At 60.8% G+C, this 18,272-nt stretch carries 17 protein-coding genes; 7 read left to right on the top strand and 10 right to left on the bottom strand.

Translation table 11 applies throughout. From position 1 onward, the window contains the following. Positions 1 to 152 precede the first annotated feature (152 nt). From rdgC to sugE, 3 genes are all read left to right on the top strand, one after another. Positions 153 to 1,073: a recombination-associated protein RdgC gene (rdgC, locus tag HBO10_RS00210; protein ID WP_020301078.1), complete on the top strand. Its 921-nt coding sequence runs from the start codon at positions 153 to 155 to the stop codon at positions 1,071 to 1,073. 166 nt (positions 1,074 to 1,239) lie between these two features. After that, the gene (locus HBO10_RS00215) at positions 1,240 to 2,199 is read left to right on the top strand and encodes a bile acid:sodium symporter family protein (RefSeq protein ID WP_003190129.1); all 960 of its coding nucleotides are present in this window, start codon (positions 1,240 to 1,242) and stop codon (positions 2,197 to 2,199) included. Positions 2,200 to 2,311: 112 nt separating this feature from the next. Continuing rightward, on the top strand, positions 2,312 to 2,626 hold the full coding sequence (gene sugE / locus HBO10_RS00220) for a quaternary ammonium compound efflux SMR transporter SugE (protein WP_010211634.1): 315 nt from the start codon (positions 2,312 to 2,314) through the stop codon (positions 2,624 to 2,626). A gap of 108 nt (positions 2,627 to 2,734) precedes the next feature. Here the strand turns inward: sugE and HBO10_RS00225 are convergent, their stop codons facing one another. The 3 genes from HBO10_RS00225 to HBO10_RS00235 all read right to left on the bottom strand — a co-directional run bounded on the left by HBO10_RS00225 (position 2,735) and on the right by HBO10_RS00235 (position 7,116). Beyond that, complete coding sequence (locus tag HBO10_RS00225) at positions 2,735 to 4,609, bottom strand: MFS transporter (protein WP_034127235.1); 1,875 nt, start codon at positions 4,607 to 4,609, stop codon at positions 2,735 to 2,737. A 59-nt stretch (positions 4,610 to 4,668) separates the two neighbouring features. Further along, the gene (locus HBO10_RS00230) at positions 4,669 to 5,817 is read right to left on the bottom strand and encodes a TDT family transporter (RefSeq protein ID WP_034127234.1); all 1,149 of its coding nucleotides are present in this window, start codon (positions 5,815 to 5,817) and stop codon (positions 4,669 to 4,671) included. Between the two features lie 111 nt (positions 5,818 to 5,928). Continuing rightward, positions 5,929 to 7,116, bottom strand: a complete 1,188-nt coding sequence (locus HBO10_RS00235) for an MFS transporter (protein ID WP_034127233.1) — start codon at positions 7,114 to 7,116, stop codon at positions 5,929 to 5,931. 91 nt (positions 7,117 to 7,207) lie between these two features. Here HBO10_RS00235 and HBO10_RS00240 point away from each other — a divergent pair, with 91 nt between their 5' ends. After that, the gene (locus tag HBO10_RS00240; protein ID WP_014717782.1) at positions 7,208 to 7,747 is read left to right on the top strand and encodes a TetR/AcrR family transcriptional regulator; all 540 of its coding nucleotides are present in this window, start codon (positions 7,208 to 7,210) and stop codon (positions 7,745 to 7,747) included. Positions 7,748 to 7,922: 175 nt separating this feature from the next. Here HBO10_RS00240 and HBO10_RS00245 read toward each other — a convergent pair whose 3' ends face one another. From HBO10_RS00245 to HBO10_RS00260, 4 genes are all read right to left on the bottom strand, one after another. Continuing rightward, the gene (locus tag HBO10_RS00245; protein WP_005786689.1) at positions 7,923 to 8,702 is read right to left on the bottom strand and encodes an ABC transporter permease; all 780 of its coding nucleotides are present in this window, start codon (positions 8,700 to 8,702) and stop codon (positions 7,923 to 7,925) included. Then, a complete protein-coding gene (locus HBO10_RS00250) occupies positions 8,699 to 9,631 on the bottom strand; it encodes an ABC transporter ATP-binding protein (RefSeq protein ID WP_014717781.1) in 933 nt (310 codons plus the stop codon). The genes HBO10_RS00245 and HBO10_RS00250 overlap by 4 nt, the downstream gene beginning before the upstream one ends. 135 nt (positions 9,632 to 9,766) lie before the next feature. Further along, on the bottom strand, positions 9,767 to 10,384 hold the full coding sequence (locus tag HBO10_RS00255) for a glutathione S-transferase (protein ID WP_034127232.1): 618 nt from the start codon (positions 10,382 to 10,384) through the stop codon (positions 9,767 to 9,769). A 56-nt stretch (positions 10,385 to 10,440) separates the two neighbouring features. Next, positions 10,441 to 11,100: a transglutaminase family protein gene (locus HBO10_RS00260; protein ID WP_034127231.1), complete on the bottom strand. Its 660-nt coding sequence runs from the start codon at positions 11,098 to 11,100 to the stop codon at positions 10,441 to 10,443. A 190-nt stretch (positions 11,101 to 11,290) separates the two neighbouring features. Between HBO10_RS00260 and HBO10_RS00265 the strand changes: the two genes are divergently transcribed. Together HBO10_RS00265 and HBO10_RS00270 are read left to right on the top strand one after the other, a co-directional pair. After that, the gene (locus tag HBO10_RS00265; RefSeq protein ID WP_034127230.1) at positions 11,291 to 13,738 is read left to right on the top strand and encodes an acyl-CoA dehydrogenase; all 2,448 of its coding nucleotides are present in this window, start codon (positions 11,291 to 11,293) and stop codon (positions 13,736 to 13,738) included. 75 nt (positions 13,739 to 13,813) lie between these two features. Next, positions 13,814 to 14,221 (top strand): PA2817 family protein, encoded by a 408-nt coding sequence (locus tag HBO10_RS00270; RefSeq protein WP_003190109.1) that lies wholly within the window; start codon positions 13,814 to 13,816, stop codon positions 14,219 to 14,221. Between the two features lie 139 nt (positions 14,222 to 14,360). Here the strand turns inward: HBO10_RS00270 and HBO10_RS00280 are convergent, their stop codons facing one another. After that, positions 14,361 to 15,293, bottom strand: coding sequence for a LysR family transcriptional regulator (locus HBO10_RS00280; protein WP_034127229.1), 933 nt, complete (start codon positions 15,291 to 15,293; stop codon positions 14,361 to 14,363). 89 nt (positions 15,294 to 15,382) lie between these two features. Between HBO10_RS00280 and HBO10_RS00285 the strand changes: the two genes are divergently transcribed. After that, positions 15,383 to 16,024, top strand: coding sequence for a serine-tRNA(Ala) deacylase AlaX (locus HBO10_RS00285; RefSeq protein ID WP_034127270.1), 642 nt, complete (start codon positions 15,383 to 15,385; stop codon positions 16,022 to 16,024). 90 nt (positions 16,025 to 16,114) lie between these two features. Here the strand turns inward: HBO10_RS00285 and HBO10_RS00290 are convergent, their stop codons facing one another. Next, a complete protein-coding gene (locus HBO10_RS00290; protein ID WP_034127228.1) occupies positions 16,115 to 17,686 on the bottom strand; it encodes an alkaline phosphatase D family protein in 1,572 nt (523 codons plus the stop codon). Beyond that, complete coding sequence (locus HBO10_RS00295; RefSeq protein ID WP_034127227.1) at positions 17,683 to 18,237, bottom strand: GNAT family protein; 555 nt, start codon at positions 18,235 to 18,237, stop codon at positions 17,683 to 17,685. The genes HBO10_RS00290 and HBO10_RS00295 overlap by 4 nt, the downstream gene beginning before the upstream one ends. Between the last annotated feature and the right edge of the window lie 35 nt (positions 18,238 to 18,272).

An 18,272-nucleotide genomic window follows, 5' to 3' on the forward strand; every position in this document is an offset into this window, starting at 1 on the left:
CGGTGTGGCGCGCATTCTACGGAGCGACCCCATGTCTGGCAAGCACTTTCTTAAATCTTTTTTTTCAGCCCTTCCAATGGCTTAGGCAGGGTTGGCCTGCGGCGTGATCAAGAGAATAATGCCTCCCTTTGTATAGAGGAGAGACTCACCCCATGTGGTTCAAGAACCTGCTTATCTATCGCCTGACCCAAGATCTGCCTGTTGATGCCGAGGCGTTGGAAGCGGCCATGGCCACCAAGCTGGCGCGCCCTTGTGCAAGCCAGGAGTTGACCACTTACGGTTTTGTCGCGCCTTTTGGTAAAGGTGAAGACGCCCCCCTCGTTCACGTCAGCGGCGATTTCCTGCTGATCGCCGCCCGCAAGGAAGAACGCATCCTGCCGGGTAGCGTGGTGCGTGATGCACTTAAAGAGAAAGTCGAAGAGATCGAAGCCGAGCAAATGCGCAAGGTCTACAAGAAGGAGCGCGACCAGATCAAGGATGAAATCATCCAGGCCTTCCTGCCGCGTGCCTTTATCCGTCGCTCGTCGACCTTCGCTGCAATCGCGCCGAAACAGGGCCTGATCCTGGTCAACTCGGCCAGCCCCAAGCGTGCCGAAGACCTGCTGTCGACCCTGCGTGAAGTGATCGGCACCCTGCCCGTCCGCCCTCTGACGGTAAAAACCGCACCAACTGCAATCATGACTGACTGGGTCACCACCCAGAAACCGGCTGATGACTTCTTCGTCCTCGACGAATGCGAACTGCGCGACACCCACGAAGACGGCGGCATCGTGCGCTGCAAACGCCAGGACCTGACCAGCGAAGAGATCCAACTGCACCTGACCACCGGCAAGGTCGTGACCCAACTGTCCCTGGCGTGGCAGGACAAGTTGTCCTTCATGCTCGACGACAAAATGACAGTCAAGCGCCTGAAGTTCGAAGACCTGCTGCAAGACCAGGCGGAACAGGACGGCGGCGATGAAGCTCTGGGCCAACTGGATGCCAGCTTTACCTTGATGATGCTGACCTTCGGCGATTTCCTGCCGGCGTTGGTCGAGGCACTGGGCGGCGAAGAGACACCACAGGGCATCTAAGCAACACCGATCCAATGCGGGCACAGTCAGTGTGGGAGCTGGCTTGCCTGCGATAGCGGAGTGTCAGCCAGAGGAGTGCCGACTGATACACCGCTATCGCAGGCAAGCCAGCTCCCACATTTGATTGCATCGACAACTCGGAAATCGAATAAAAAAGGACATCCCCATGCGCGCACTCGCCGCCTTGAGCCGCTTTGTCGGCAACACCTTTGCCTACTGGGTGCTGATCTTTGCCGTTGTCGCCTTTCTCCAACCCAGCTGGTTCATCGGCCTGAAAAGCGCCATCGTCCCACTGCTGGGCCTGGTGATGTTCGGCATGGGGTTGACCTTGAAACTGGAAGACTTCGCCGAAGTCGCTCGCCACCCGTGGCGCGTGGCCTTGGGCGTGGTCGCGCATTTCGTGATCATGCCGGGCGTGGCATGGTTGCTGTGCCAGGCGTTCCATTTGCCGGCGGAAATTGCCGTTGGCGTGATCCTGGTCGGCTGTTGCCCAAGTGGCACGTCGTCCAACGTCATGACCTGGCTGGCCCGGGGTGACCTGGCGTTATCGGTGGCGATTGCCGCGGTCACCACCCTCCTCGCCCCGCTGCTCACACCGGCGTTGATCTGGCTGCTGGCCTCGGCCTGGCTGCCAGTGTCGTTCATGGAACTGTTCTGGTCGATCCTGCAAGTGGTGCTGCTACCCATCGTACTGGGCGTGGTCGCGCAGCGCTTGCTCGGTGATCGGGTAAGGCATGCGGTGGATGTGCTGCCACTGGTGTCGGTGGTCAGTATTGTGATCATCGTCGCGGCCGTGGTTGCCGCAAGCCAAGGCAAGATTGCCGAGTCGGGCCTGCTGATCATGGCCGTGGTGATGCTGCACAACAGCTTCGGTTACCTGCTGGGCTACTTCACCGGGCGCCTGTTCAAGTTGCCCTTGGCGCAACGCAAGTCGCTGGCCCTGGAAGTGGGCATGCAGAACTCCGGGCTGGGTGCAGCGCTGGCCAGTGCGCACTTTTCGCCACTGGCGGCGGTGCCCAGTGCGTTGTTCAGCGTCTGGCACAATATTTCCGGCGCATTGCTGTCGACCTATTTCCGCCGCATGAGCGAAAAGGAAGACCGCCGCGCCCTGGAAACCACGCCGTAACTTGATCGCCCGGTCCAATTTCGGCACTCTACCGAACTTCGCGGGGACGACCTCGCGACGCTATCAAGCGCTCACCCGGGGACGACCCCACTTTGATAGAAGCGAGGTCATCATGTCCTGGATCATTCTGTTTTTTGCCGGGTTGTTTGAAGTGGGCTGGGCCGTCGGCCTGAAGTACACCGACGGGTTCAGCAAGCCGCTGCCCACCGCCCTGACGATTGCCGCCATGGCTGTCAGCCTTGGGTTGTTGGGGCTGGCCATGAAGGAATTGCCGCTGGGCACCGCCTATGCCATCTGGACCGGCGTGGGGGCCGTGGGCACCGTGATTGCCGGGATTATCCTGTTTGGAGAATCCATGGCGTTGTTTCGGTTGGCGAGTGTGGCGTTGATTATTTGTGGGCTGATTGGCCTCAAGATCTCGACATAAGCCACTACCGCTATCGCAGGCAAGCCAGCTCCCACATTTGACTGTATTCACAATTCAAAATGTGGGAGCTGGCTTGCCTGCGATGAGGCCCTGACAAACAACGACAAACTACCTGGCACTCCCCCGCAAACCGCCCACCACAGCCTGCAACTGCTCAGGCGTTGCCGCTTCCACAGCCACCGGCTCGCCCGCCACCAACACCACCCGCGACCAGATCCGATGAAACAAACCCTTGTTCGGATCACGGCTGAAGAAACTCCCCCACAACCCCTGCAATGCCATCGGGATCACCGGCACCGGCGTCTCCTCCAGGATGCGCGTCACCCCACCGCGAAACTCATTCATCTCGCCATCAGCTGTCAGCTTGCCTTCCGGGAAGATGCACACCAGCTCGCCATCCTTGAGGTACTGGGCAATGCGCGCGAACGCCTGCTCGTAGATCTGAATGTCTTCATGGCGCCCGGCAATCGGAATCGTCCCGGCGGTGCGGAAGATAAAATTGAGCACCGGCAAGCGGTAGATCTTGTAGTACATGACAAAGCGAATCGGCCGACGTACTGCGCCACCAATCAACAGCGCATCGACAAACGACACATGGTTGCACACCAGCAACGCCGCGCCTTCATCCGGGATGGCTTGCAGGTTGCGATGCTCCACGCGGTACATGGAATGGCTGAGCAGCCAGATCATGAAGCGCATGGTGAACTCGGGGACGATTTTAAAGATGTAAGTGTTAACCGCGATGTTGAGCAGCGACACCACCAGGAACAACTCGGGGATCGACAGCTTGGCCACGCTCAACAGCAGAATGGACACGATGGCCGAGACCACCATGAACAGTGCATTGAGAATGTTGTTCGCCGCGATCACCCGTGCCCGTTCGTTCTCGGCGGTACGCGACTGGATCAGCGCATACAGCGGCACGATGTAAAAGCCACCGAACACCCCCAGGCCGAGGATATCGAACAGCACCCACCACGCCTGGCCGTAGCTGAGCACCGCGAGCCAATCGTTGGCTTGCACGTTCTGCGGGAAGCCGCCGGAGTGCCACCACAGCAGCAGGCCGAACACGGTCAGGCCAAATGAGCCAAACGGCACCAGGCCGATTTCCACCTTACGCCCGGAGAGTTTTTCGCACAGCATCGAGCCCAAGGCGATGCCCACCGAGAACACCGTGAGGATCAAGGTCACCACGGTTTCGTCGCCGTACAACCATTCCTTGGCATAGGCAGGTATTTGCGTGAGGTAAATCGCGCCGACAAACCAGAACCATGAGTTGCCGACAATCGAGCGCGATACCGCCGGCGTCTGCCCCAGGCCCATGCGTAAAGTCGCCCAGGACTGAGTGAAGATATTCCAGTCCAGGCGCAGCTGCGGTGTCGAAGCCGCTGCGCGCGGGATGCTGCGGCTGGCCAGGTAGCCCAGCACCGCCACGGCCACAATCGCCACCGCCACCACCGGCGCGTAATGGGTGGAAGACATCATGATCCCGGCACCGATGGTGCCGGCCAAAATTGCCAGGAACGTGCCCATCTCCACCAGGCCGTTGCCGCCCACCAACTCATCGTCGTGCAAGGCCTGGGGCATGATCGAGTACTTCACCGGGCCGAACAGCGCCGAGTGAGTGCCCATGGCAAACAGCGCCAGCAGCATCAGTTCAAGATGATTGGTCAGAAAACCCGTCGCGCCCACCGCCATGATCACGATCTCGCCGATCTTGATCGCGCGGATCAACGCGTCCTTGTTGAATTTCTCGCCAAACTGCCCGGCCAACGCCGAGAACAGGAAGAACGGCAGGATAAACAACAAAGCACACAGGTTGACCCAGATGGAGCGGTCACCCTCGATGGTGAGCTTGTAAAGGATGGCCAGGATCAGCGACTGCTTGAAGATGTTGTCGTTGAACGCGCCCAGCAACTGGGTAATGAAAAACGGCAAGAAGCGCCGCGTGCGCAGCAAGGTGAATTGGGAAGGATGGCTCATCGTCGTCCGTGTTCCTGCGTGGCCTTTATTTATCAGGCCACGACTTTACCTAATCCTGCTTACTTATTCGCTAGCCCGGCAATACAAGGCGAAACAAAAAGCTCGCCTTTATAAGCGCCCTGCACGGTGCGCTTGGCCACGATCAGCCACATCAGCGCCAGCGCAACCACCAGCACACTGCCAAACACACTGAAAAACGCCAGCTGTAACAGGCTCGCCAATTTAAGCGTGGCCAAGGCGTAAACCCCCAATGGGAAGGTGAAGCCCCACCAACCCAGGTTGAACGGGATACCGGCGCGAAGGTAACGCAGGGTGATCAACACCGCAATCAACATCCACCACAAGCCGAAGCCCCACAGGGTGATGCCCGCAATCAGGCCCAGGCCGTGGGCCATTTCACCGACACTGGCCAGGCCATTGGTGGCAAAGATCGCGGGGGCATCCGTACCGAGCAGCAACATGCCCAGGGCACCGGTACCGATCGGGCCCAGGGCCAACCAGCTCGACGCGGCCATATTGGCGTGAGGCAACTTATGCAAGGCCATGCGCAGCATCAGGATGGTCAGGATGCTGAACGCTACCGGCAGGGAAAACGCCCACAGCACGTAGCTGGTCACCAACATCACCAGTTGCGAATGGGCATCGGCCAAGTGCGGCGCGAGCAAGCCGCCGCTGGCCGCCGCCACTTCGGCCGCCACCACGGGCAACAGCCAGACGGCGGTCATCTGGTCGATGCTGTGCTCCTGGCGCGTGAACATCATGAACGGGATCAGTACGCCGCAGGCCAGGGACATGGCGACGTCCAGCCACCACAAGGCCTCGGCCAACGGGATCACATCACCGCCCCAGCGCGGCAGGCCGAACAGCAGCAAGCCGTTGAGAATGGTCGCCAGCCCCATGGGGATGGTGCCGAAGAACATCGAGACCGTTGAGTGCCCGAAGATGCGTCGCGCCTCGTGGAAAAACATCACCCAGCGGGCGGCATACAGCACGCTGAACAGCACAAACAAGCCGATAGTGAACAGCCACAGGCCCTCGGCGACGGCATGCAAGCCGGGCAGGTTGACTGGCAGCTGGGCCAAGGCCAGGGCCAGCACACCGGTGCCCATGGTCGCGGCAAACCAGTTCGGGGTGAACTGGCGAATCACTTCCCGGGGACGGGCCAGGTGACTGAAGGGTTTGTAGCGGTGAGTGGTCGAGCAGGTCATGGGTTAATCCTCTTCCTCATATGAGGTTGAGGCCATGATAGAACCTGATCGAATATCTATATAACGGGCAATATCTCTAACTGTTATCTGTTTTATCTATATTAACCACGATCATGCCCTCGCCCTTGCTGGCGCCGAGTCCCGCCACCACAGCCCACCAAGGGCCCCGAGAGACAGCAAGATAAGCACCGCACCGTAGCCGTCCGTGGTCGCGACCAGGCCAAACACGCGGCTCAGGTTACCCGCCAACAACGCCGGCACGCAGAACGCCAGGTAGCTCAATACATAGAACGCCGACATCAGGCCCGCTCGCTCATGGGGCAACGCCAGGCCCACGATGCTGCGCACACTGCCCATGAAGCCGCCGCCGAACCCCAGGCCTGCGATCACACTGGCGACAAAGAACAGCCACAGGCTGGCGGTGTTTACGGCAACCAGCAGCAACCCCACGCCCACGGCCAGCAGTGCAGCCGACACGCGCATGACCCTGTCAGCCGCGTGGTTGCGCAGGCTGTAGATCATCACCGCGCCGCTCAAGGTCACCACCGCCACCAGCCCGCCGCCGATCAAGTGCGAGGTCGACCCGGTGGCGACACGCACCAACGACGGTGCCAACGAGGAAAAAAACCCACCCAGCGCCCACACGGCCACATTCAATGGCATCGCCAGCCACAACGCGCGGCGCGCCTGCGGCGGCACATGCAGGGTTGGCGCCAGTGACTTCAAAGCGCCGGGTATGCGGCTGACCGTTTCAGGCAGGCGCCAGATATACAGAGCCTGTAACACCATCAAGGCCAGCAGGGTGTAGTAGATCAATTGGGTTGGCCACGGCGCGAACTCCACCAGCACCCCGCTGCCCAGGCCACCACTGGCCATGCCGAGCATCGGTGCAAGGCTGTTGAGCATCGGGCCGCGGACGCGGTCGGTATCGAGCAGCGTCGCACTCAATACCGCTGTGGCAGTGCCAGTCGCGAAGCCCTGCAGCGCGCGGGCGGCCAGCAGGCAGGCGGTGCTGTCCGCGCTGATAAACAGCAGCATCGCCACACTATTGAGCAGCAGCGCGGCGAAGATCACCGGCTTGCGCCCCAGGTAATCCGAGAGCGACCCCACCGTCAGCAGGGCCGCCAGCAAGCTCACGGCATAGACACCGAAGATGGCCGTGAGCATGGCCGCCGAAAAATGCAGGTGGTCTTGATACACCTGGTACAACGGCGTCGGCGCGCTGGAGGCGGCGAGAAAGGTCAGCACCATGATCACTAGAAACGCCAGGCTGGACCGCTGAGAGATGACACTGGACATAGGCACGCTCCGCTAAAGCTAATATTTTGCTTTTATGCAGTGTGCTATTCGCTGGCGCTTAAAGCAAATTCTTTGTGTTAAGGTCTTGCCCATGGCGATCAAAGAAGGCCTCCGCCCGGGGGGCCGCAGTGCCCGGGTACAAGAATCCGTCCACAGGGCGGTGCGCGAATTGCTGGAGGCCCATGAGCGTTCCAGCGTCACCGTGCCGATGATTGCGGCATGTGCAGGCGTCACGCCGTCGACCATTTACCGGCGCTGGGGCGATCTGTCAGTACTGCTCGCCGACGTCGCCCTGGCCCGTATGCGCCCCGATACCGAACCGGCCAACACCGGCAGCCTGCGTGGCGACCTGCAAGCCTGGGCCGAGCAATACCTGGATGAGATGAGTTCGGACGTAGGCCGCAACATGATGCGCGACGTGCAAAGCAGCCCAACGCCAGGGTATTGCGTGAGCATCCTGAGTGGGCAGTTGCAGGTGATTGTTGACCGCTACCCGCAGGAACAGCCGCCGAGCGTTGACCATCTGATCAACCTGCTCGCCGCACCGACGGTGTTTCGTATTCTGTTTTCGGCAGAGCCTTTGGCGGTAGAAGAACTGCATGCCCTGATCGAGCTGGCACTAAAAAACTGAAGCGCGTGCGCCGACACAAAATGTGGGAGCTGGCTTGCCTGCGATGCAGACACCTCGGTACACCCGTCAAGCGAAGTCGATACCATCGCAGGCAAGCCAGCTCCCACATTTGTTCGGTGTGCATCCAATAAAAAACGGCCTCTGATGAGGCCGTTTTGTTATTTCCAATCCCACATCATGTACGCATCCCACGCCCACTCACCAGCAACCGCGCACAACCGATATACAGCACCACGGTCGCAACGATCATAAAGGTGATCGCCACACTGATCTTGATATCCGACACGCCCAGAATGCCGTAGCGGAAGGCGTTGACCATGTGCAGTACCGGGTTGGCCAGGGACACCGTCTGCCAGAACGGCGGCAGCAAGGTGATGGAGTAAAACACCCCGCCCAGGTAGGTCAGCGGCGTGAGCACGAAGGTCGGGATGATGGAAATATCATCGAAGTTGCGTGCGAACACGGCGTTGATAAAGCCCAGCAGCGAGAAGATCGTCGCCGTCAGCACGACCACCAGAATGGTGACCCCCAGGTGATGCACCTGCAGGTGGGTAAAGAACAGGGACAGCAGCGTCACGATCACTCCCACCATCAGGCCACGCAACACGCCGCCCAGGGTGTAGCCGATGAGGATGGTGTGCGGTGACACCGGCGAGACCATCAGCTCTTCAATGGAGCGCTGGAACTTGCTGCCAAAGAAACTCGACACCACGTTGCCATAGGAGTTGGTGATCACCGACATCATGATCAGGCCCGGCACGATGTATTCCATGTAGGTGAAGCCACCCATGTCGCCGATCTGCCGGCCGATCAGGTTACCGAAGATCACAAAGTACAGGACCATGGTGATCGCCGGTGGCAGCAGGGTCTGCGGCCAGATCCGGGTAAAGCGCTTCACTTCGCGATAGACAATGGTTTGCAGCGCGACAAGGTTGGGTTGCAGTTCGGAACTCATACCGCCACCTTCGCCAGATTTTTCTCCACCAGGGACACGAACAACTCCTCAAGGCGATTGGTTTTATTACGCAGGCTCAGCACTTCGATGTTCTGAGTCGCCAACTGGGTGAACAGCGCGGTGATGCCCATGGCCTTATCCACCTGCACCTCCAGGGTGTGGCTGTCCACCAGCCGGCTTGGATAGCCGAGCAACTGCGGCGCCACCGACAGGTTGTTCTTCAGGTCGAGCAGGAAGGTTTCCACATGCAACTGGCCCAGCAGGTTGCGCATGCTGGTGTTCTCGACAATGGTGCCGTGGTCGATGATGCCGATGTTGCGGCACAGCTGCTCAGCCTCTTCGAGGTAGTGGGTGGTAAGGATGATGGTGATGCCCTTCTCGTTCAGTTCGGTGAGGAAGGTCCACATCGAGCGGCGCAGCTCGATATCCACGCCGGCGGTAGGTTCGTCGAGGATCAACAGGCGCGGCTCATGCACCAGGGCGCGGGCGATCATCAGGCGTCGCTTCATGCCACCGGACAACGAGCGCGAAGGTACGTCACGCTTGTCCCACAGGCCCAGTTGAGTCAGGTACTGCTCGGCGCGTTCCTTGGCGACTTTCGCCGGAATGCCGTAGTAGCCGGCCTGGGTCACGACAATGTCGAAGGTCTTTTCGAACTGGTTGAAATTGAATTCCTGGGGCACCACGCCAATGGAGCGCTTGAGCGCCGCCGGGGATTTGTCCAGGTCGTGGCCGAAGATGTTCACCGTGCCGCTGGTCTTGTTGACCAGGGTGGAGAGAATGCCGATGGTGGTGGATTTGCCGGCACCGTTGGGGCCGAGCAAGGCGAAGAAGTCACCTTCGGCAACGTCCAGATCGATACCACTCAGGGCCTGGAAACCGTTGCCGTAGGTTTTGGTTAGCTGCCGGATGGACAGAGCGGAACTCATATGGAAGTACGCACCAAAGAAGGGAATAGAAAGAATAGATGAAGGCACACCGCAGGTAGTTCAACCTGCGATGCAGTGCGAGCATGGTGCTTGCCCATGCCGCACAAGTACAGTCACCCGTATTAATAGTGTGTATTAAGTCAACGCGGTCATCACCGCCTTGCGGTAGGCCGGGCGCTGCTGCAGGCGCTGGTACCAGGCCTCCAGATGGGGCATGGCAGGGCGTTCGATGGGCATCTCGAACCAGGCGTAGATGAAGCAGCCCAAGGGAATATCGCCCATGCCGAACGCCTGGCCGGACAGGTAGGGTTGCTCGGCGAGGGCTTCTTCGACGGTTTTGAGCGCGTCGATACAGGCTTGGCGCCCGGCATTGATGCTGTCCCAGTTTTGCTGGTCAGCCGGGGTGCGCACGATGCCCCAGAACACCGCTTTGAACGGATCGGCGAGCGTGGAAGTGGTCCAGTCCATCCACTTTTCGGCGCTGGCCCGGGCTTGCAGGTCGCTGGGGTAAAAGTCCGATGCCTGCTTGGCGCACAGGTAACGCACGATGGTGTTGGATTCCCATAGCACAAAGTCGCCATCTTCGATCACCGGCACCCGGCCATTGGGGTTCATGGCCCGGTATTGCGGGGTATCGACCACACCAAAAGCCCCGCCCGCATCAATTGCTTCATAGTCCAGGCCGAGTTCCTCGGCGCACCACAGTGCTTTCCTGACGTTTGATGAATTTTTACGACCCCAGATCTTCAGCATGACCGCGCCTTATCGTTGATGAACATGGCTTGATGAACGCAGCAGCATACGCCGGTTCAGCCGCGGCTTAAATCGCCCTGCATATCGCCGAGCAAGGTGGGCGCATCGTCGCCAAACAGGTGCGGGTAGCACTGGCGGATATGCCCGAAGAAAAATGCTTCGGGCACGTCAGCAAATTGCCCGTGGTCCACCACGTACTCCATAGAACGCTGGCCCTGGCGATTGAACGCGTGGAACACGCTGTCGTGCAGCCCATCGAATTCCAACGGCGGCACGTCGAACACTTCGCACAGTTGCTGGTTGAACGCCGGAGTGGCCTTGACCCAGCGGCCGTTCAGGTAAAGCACGGTATAACCGTGCATGGCGAACACGTCACTTTTGAGCAGAGCGAGCAGTCGCGGTGTGGACAGGTGATTGCGCACGTCCGCCAGGCCAATGCGTGCGGGAATGCCGCAGTGGCGCGCGCAAGCGGCGAGCAACGTAGCTTTGGGCACACAGTAGCTTTCGCCGGCCGCCAGGGCGAAGCTGGCGCTCAAGGTGTTGGGGTCACGGCTGAAGGTATAGGGGTTGTAGCGAATGGCCTCGCGCACGGCGTAGTAAAGACTGACTGCCTGGTCACTTAAATCCGGGCGGGTTCCGCGATGTTTCTCGGCGAACTCCACCACCACAGGGTGGTCACTATCGATGAAGCGGCTGGGACTCAAGTACGTATTCATGAGCTTGATCTCCGAGGGGAGCCTGGAGTTTAACCACCAGGCCTGCCAGAGAGATAACGACGATTCGGCCAAATGCCGGCGCCGGCTGATGGGTTGCCCAGTACACCTTGTTACACCCTGATCACCCGGCTTGTTCGGATGCCGACTAAGCTCCCTGGTGGTTTCGCCCCTGGTTCACGGAGGATTGAATATGCTGTTGTTGTGGATACTGGTGCTGGTGGTCGGCATTGCCTACCTGGCACACCGCCGTACTGCCCCCCTGCCCGCCCTGGGTGTGGTCGCCGTCTACCTGCTGGCGATGGGCGCCTGGAGCCACGCACCGGGTTGGCTGCTGCTGATCTTCTGGGTACTCCTGGCCGTGGTGGCCGCGCCTTTGCTGCTGCCTGACCTGCGCCGCCAATACTTCACCAAGCCGCTGTTCAGCTGGTTCCAGAAAGTGCTGCCGCCGATGTCCGAGACCGAGCGCGATGCGATCGATGCCGGTACCGTGTGGTGGGACGGCGAGCTGTTCAGTGGCCGCCCGGACTGGGACAAATTGCTGGCCTACCCCAAGGCGCAATTGACCGAGGAAGAGCAGGCGTTCATCGACGGCCCCACCGAAGAACTCTGCGCCATGGTCAGCGACTGGGAAATCGGCCAGGCCATGGACCTGCCGCCGCAAGCCTGGGAACACATCAAGACCCATGGCTTCTTCGCCCTGATCATTCCCAAGGAGTACGGTGGCAAGGGCTTCTCCGCCTATGCCCACTCCCAGGTCGCCATGAAGCTCGCGACCCGCAGTGGTGACCTGGCCTCCACCGTGATGGTCCCCAACTCACTCGGCCCCGCCGAACTGCTGCTGCACTACGGCACCGAGGAACAGCGCAATCATTACCTGCCGCGCCTGGCCCGTGGCGACGACATCCCGTGCTTCGCCCTCACCGGCCCGCTGGCCGGCTCCGATGCGGGCGCCATGCCCGACACCGGCGTGATCTGCAAAGGCGAATGGGAAGGCAAGGAAACCCTCGGCCTGCGCCTGAACTGGGAAAAGCGCTACATCACCCTCGGCCCGGTCGCGACCCTGCTCGGTCTGGCCTTCAAGGCTCATGACCCAGACCACCTGCTGGGTGAAGAAGAAGACCTGGGCATCAGCCTCGCGTTGATTCCTACCGACACCCCTGGCGTGGAAATCGGCCGTCGTCACCTGCCGCTTGGCGCCGCCTTCATGAACGGCCCCAACTCCGGCAAGGATGTGTTCATCCCCCTGGAATACCTGATCGGTGGCCAGGAAATGCTCGGCAAGGGCTGGATGATGCTGATGAACTGCCTGTCGGTCGGCCGTTCGATCTCGCTGCCCGCCGTCGGCACCGGCGCCGCCAAGTTCACCAGCCTGGTGACCGGCCAATACGCCCAGGTGCGCGAACAGTTCAACGTACCGCTGTCGGCCTTCGAAGGCATCCAGGAAGCCCTGGCACGCATCGGTGGCAACGCCTGGCTGATGGACAGCGCGCGCATGCTCACCGCCAACGCCGTGGACCTGGGCGAGAAGCCGTCGGTACTGTCGGCGATCCTCAAGTATCACCTGACCGAACGCGGCCGTGAGTGCATCAGCCACGCCATGGACGTGCACGGCGGCAAGGGCATCATCATGGGCCCCAACAACTACCTGGGCCGCAACTGGCAGGGCGCACCGATCTTCATCACCGTGGAAGGCGCCAATATCCTTTCGCGCAACCTGATGATCTTCGGCCAGGGTGCGATTCGCTGCCATCCGTTCGTACTCAAGGAAATGGCCCTGGCCGGCCGCGAAGACCATGACCAGGCGTTGAAGGAATTCGACGGCCTGCTGATGCAACACATCGGCTTTGCCGTCAGCAACGCCGCCAGCACCCTGGTGCTGAACCTGGGCTTCGGGCACTTCGAAAAAGCCCCGGGCAACCGTTTGAGCCAGGGCTACTTCCGTGCCCTGAACCGCCAGGCGGCTGCGTTTGCCCTGCTGGCCGACCTGAGCATGATGTTGCTGGGTGGCGAGCTCAAGCGCCGCGAACGCCTGTCCGCTCGCCTGGGTGATGTGCTCAGCCACATGTACCTGGCGTCGGCGGCGCTCAAGCGTTATCACGACCTGGACTCGCCGGACCATCTGGAGCCGCTGTTTGCCTGGGCCATGGAAGAAAGCCTGGGCGAATCGGAACGCGCGTTGGATGAGCTGCTGAGCAACTTCCCGAACAAGGTGCTGGGCTGCCTGTTGCGGGTGATCGTGTTCCCATTCGGGCGTCGTCATACCGGGCCGTCCGACGCGCTGGATGCCAAAGTGGCAGCCGTGATCGGCCGCGCCAAAGGCGACCCGACCCTGGAAGAATTGCTGGCCGGCTGTTATCGCCCGCAATCAGCAGAAGATCCCGTGGGCGCCCTGCAACATGCCTACGACCTGCTCGGTGCCAGCCACCCCTTGCAGAAAAAACTCCACAGCGCGCTCAAAAGCGGCCAGGTCAAGCCGGCTGCCGGCGAGCATGCCATCGACGCGGCCCTGCAGGCCGGCGTGCTGCAACCGGCCGAGGCACAAACCTTGCGCGATGCCGAGGCTGCGCGACGCAAGGTGATCGACGTGGATGATTTCAGCAAGGAAGAGCTGATGCAGGCAGAAGGTAAAGTCCGCTGAGTCGAGCGGTCATATAAAAACGGGCGCGAGAGGCTTATACTCTCGCGCCCGTTTTTGCTTTAGAGGCCTTATCTCGTGTCCAACGTCGTTGCCGATCATCTTGTCTTGCTCGACCACTTGCGCAGCATCCTGGTTGCCGTCGGCGAAGCCGAACAGGTACCCGAGGAAAGCCACTCGCTGTTCCTGGAGCGTTTCGACGAACTGCGCGCCCTGTTGCCAATCGACCCGATCGAAAGCCAGTACCTGGGCCAGGACCTGATGAGCCAGGTCATCCTGCGCTACCCGCAAATCGCCCACCTGGTGCCCCGTGACCTGCTGTGGTTCTTTGGCGGCGACTGCCTGCACTTCATGCCCGACGAAGAACTGGACCTGTACCAGGCCCTGGAAGAACGTCGCTATGAAGCCGAACAGAACGACGAACCGTTCGACTGGAACCAGGAAAAACAGCTGCTGGCCATGCCTCAGGACCAGAGCAAGCACTGACAACTATGCTCGTTCCTACGCTCTGCGTGGGAACCTATCCTGTGACGCTCTGCGTCACCCGTGCACAGGCATAAAGGCAGGACGCGGAGCGTCCAAGGTGGCATTCCCACGCAGAGCGTGGGAACGAGCAACCGCGCTCCTACCGTCGGCGCAGCGTGGGCTCCCTGGCCATGCACTCCACCAGATAATCGATAAACACCCGCAACTTCGGCGGCAGGTAACGTGTGGGCGAATGCAGCAACCACGCCTCGCCATGGTACGACGCAATAAAATCCCACCCCGGCAACACCTGCACCAAATCTCCTGCTTCCAATGCGTGCCGCGCGGTGAAATACGGCAAGCTGGCAATCCCGACATGCTGCAACGCAGCCTCCAATCGCACCCCGGTGTGGTTCGCCGCATACCGGCCGCGTACGCCGACCGTTACCGCCTTGCCAGCCTGGCGGAACTTCCAGCGTGAATCTCCCGGTGTCTCACCCAGATAAATGCAACTGTGCCCGAGCAGATCATGGGGATGGCTCGGTGTACCGTGCTCGGCCAAGTACTGTGGCGTCGCGCACAGCAAATGTTCGATGGGCAACAGTTGGCGCCCGACCAAACCTGGCGGTGGGCTGTCGGTGATGCGGATGCTCAAGTCGACGTTGTCGTCGATCAAATCCACATGCCTGTCTTCCAGGATCAATTGCACATCCACCTTGGGATAGCGCCGCAAAAATTCCGGCATATGCGGGTGCACCACAAATCGCCCCACCGCCTTGGGCACACTGACCCGCACCAGCCCCTCGGCTTCATGGGTAAATTGCCCACTGATTTCCATCACCGAGCGCGCCGCATTGACCATCTCCTGGCAACGCTTGAACACCTCCTCGCCGCCCTCGCTCAGGCGCAGCTTGCGCGTGGTGCGTTGCAGCAGGCGCGTGGCCAGGGCTTGTTCCAGGCGCGAGATGCTGCGGCTCACCGCCGAAGGTGAAACGCTGAGTTGCCGCGCCGCTTCGGAGAAGCTGCCGGTTTCCACGACCTTGACGAAAATCGCCATTTCACCCAATAACGGCAAAGGAAGATTGATGCTCATGACGCACAGGTCCATTGATAATTGAGCGGATTATCACCCATCTGCGCACTATTTATACTGCCCACAGAACCCTGATGCGGATGTAGATGATGACCGAGCGCCTGTTTTTTACCCACGACCACCTGACGGCCGAGCTGGAAGTGCTCAGTTGCACCCCGTACGAAGAGCAATTCGCCGTGATTGTGCAGTCGACCATTTTCCATCCCCAAGGCGGAGGCCAGCCGTCCGACACCGGCTGGCTCGGCGACAGCCAGGTGCTGCGAGTCATGCAGGAAGCCGAACAGGTGGTGCACTACGTCGACCGACCTCTGGAGCCCGGCCTCGTCGTTGCACGAGTCGACGCACAGCGGCGCGCCTTGCACACTCGTCTGCATTCGGCGGGGCACTTGATTGGCAATGCCGGCGAACGCCTGGGCTGGATGCCCATCAAGGCCCACCATTGGCCGGGCGAAGGCAAGATCACTTTTATCCGTGGCGAGACCGCGCAAGACATGGATGCGCAGGCGCTCCAGCAGTGGGTCAACACATGGATCGCCGCCGACTATTCCCGCCATATGACGCTGGAAGACGGCACCCGCGAAGTCGGCTTCGGCGAATTACCGGCGTACGCCTGTGGCGGTACGCATGTTCAAGCGTTGAGCGAACTGGGCCAGGTAACGATCCTGGCGTTGTCGGAGAAAAAAGGCGCGCTCTCGGTGCGCTACAGCCTCGCTGATACCCTGACACTGTAGGAGCGAGCTTGCTCGCGAAGACCGTTAACGATAACGCGGGATACCTGATTCCCCTCGGCGCCCTTTCGTTTTTCGCGAGCAAGCTCGCTCCTACAGGGCCACGCTCGGCTGGTCCGATTCATTGATGAACGACTTCAACGTCGACACCGTCGCCGCCGGGTCACGCGGGTCGCTGATCGCACGAAAATTCGTCAACATGGTGTTGGCCGCCAACTCCACCGACACATACCCACGCTGGCGACTGTCGAAAAACTTCACATGGGGGTTGAGCGGCATGATCTTCATGAACGCGTCGTAGGGAGGGCCATCTGAGGTGACCGACGAGCCGACGAACTCGGTGGCGACCACCGCCGAGTCTGGCCTGTCGGCGTCGAGATGCAGGTCGGTGGCCCAGAACGAATGTATATCCCCTCCCCAGAACACCGGGTTCTTCACGCGATTGCGCACGATCGACGCCAGCATCCGTGAGCGGTTCGCCATGTAGCCATCCCAACCATCGGTCCAGCGGCCAAGCTTATGGTTGGTCAAGTCACGCTGCATCAGCGGCGCCACCAGCAAATCCTGGGCGATGACATTCCACTGCGCACTGGACTGGGCAAACCCCTGGTCCAGCCAAGACTCTTGCTGCCAGCCGAGCAACGTGCGGCCAGGGTCACGCAGGTCGCTGCAAGGGGTGGTGACAATATGCCCTTGGTGGCTGCCATTGGCCGCGATGCAGGGTTGCTCGGAACGGTACTGGCGACCGTCGAGCACATGAAAACGCGCGAGCCGCCCATAGTCCAGGCGCCGGTAGATGCGCATGTCCGGCCCCTTCGGCACGCTGCTGGCACGCAGGGGCATGTGTTCATAAAACGCCTGGTACGCCGCGGCCCGTTGCTTGAGAAACTGCGCCACCGCCACCTTCGGGTCCTGGGACCAGCGGTTGGCGTAGTCATTCTGTACTTCGTGGTCGTCCCAGGTCACGACGCTGGGGGCAGCGGCGTGAAGGGCCTGCAGGTCTGGATCGGTTTTGTACAGTGCGTAGCGGTTGCGGTAATCACTCAGGCTTTGCGCATTGCCGCTGCCGTGAGAACGAAACACCTTGCCCGACTCCGCAGCATAGGAACTGTCGTAAATATAATCACCGAGGAAAAACACCAGGTCCGGCTGCTCGGCGGCAAGATGTCGGTAGGCGCTGAAATAGCCACGTTCCCAGTGCGAGCAGGACACAAACCCCAGCCGGGCCGAGGCCATGGCCTGCAGCGGCGGCATCGTGCGCGACTGGCCCACCGGGCTCTGCGCACCGAGCCCTTCAAACTGGTACCAATACGGCCGATCCGCCGCCAGCCCCGCCACTTCGACATGCACTGCGTGAGCAAAACGGGGCGTCGCCAGTACTTCGCCCTGCTTCACAATGCGCGTCATCGCCGCATCGCTGGCCACCCGCCAACGCAGCGGCACCGAGCGACTCAGGCCGCCACGGCCATCCGCAGCGTTGAACAACGGCGCCAGGCGCGTCCAGATCACAAAGCCATCTGGCAACGGGTCACCGGAAGCCACGCCGAGGGTGAACGGATAATCCACCCCGGCACTGCGCGCAAACGGGCTGAGAATCGAAAACGCGGTAGCGACCGCCAGCCCGCCAAGGACCCGGCGCCGGCCGTGGTCCACTTCGCCGCTCACAGGCAGCGCTCCCAGTCGTCGCGCACGGTGGCAAACCCGAGCAAGTCCTCATACACGCCGTTCTTTAAAAACGCCTGGCGCATGCAGCCTTCATAACGCAGGCCGATCTTTTCCATGACCCGCGCCGATTCCTTGTTGCGCGCGAAACACTGGCTGCCCACGCGCTGCAACCCTAGCGCCTCGAACCCGAAGTCCATCACCGCGCTCGCCGCTTCAGCCGCATATCCCTGGTTACGGCAGTGCGCCGCCACCCAGCCACCCAAGTGCCCATAGTGATGGCGAGCGTTGATGCGCAGGCTGACCATGCCGACCAATTCGTCAGTGCTGCGCACATGCATCCCCAGGTTCAGCAGTTCACCGGTGCGGTACTTGTCGGCGGCCCCGGCAATAAAATCCTGGGCGGTTTCCAGGGTGTAGGGCGATGGAATGTTCGCCGTGTTGTCGGCAATTTTCGGCCCGTTGGCAAGCGTGAAAAGCACCTGCGCCTGATGCATTTGCAGGGCGCGCAACAGCAGTCGCGGGGTCGTCAATTGAGGCAGTGCAGTGGGCATGGGAGCCGGCTCTCAAGATAAATTTCTCAAGCATG

Source organism: Pseudomonas sp. WS 5503 (assembly GCF_012985385.1).
GTDB lineage: Bacteria > Pseudomonadota > Gammaproteobacteria > Pseudomonadales > Pseudomonadaceae > Aquipseudomonas > Aquipseudomonas paracarnis.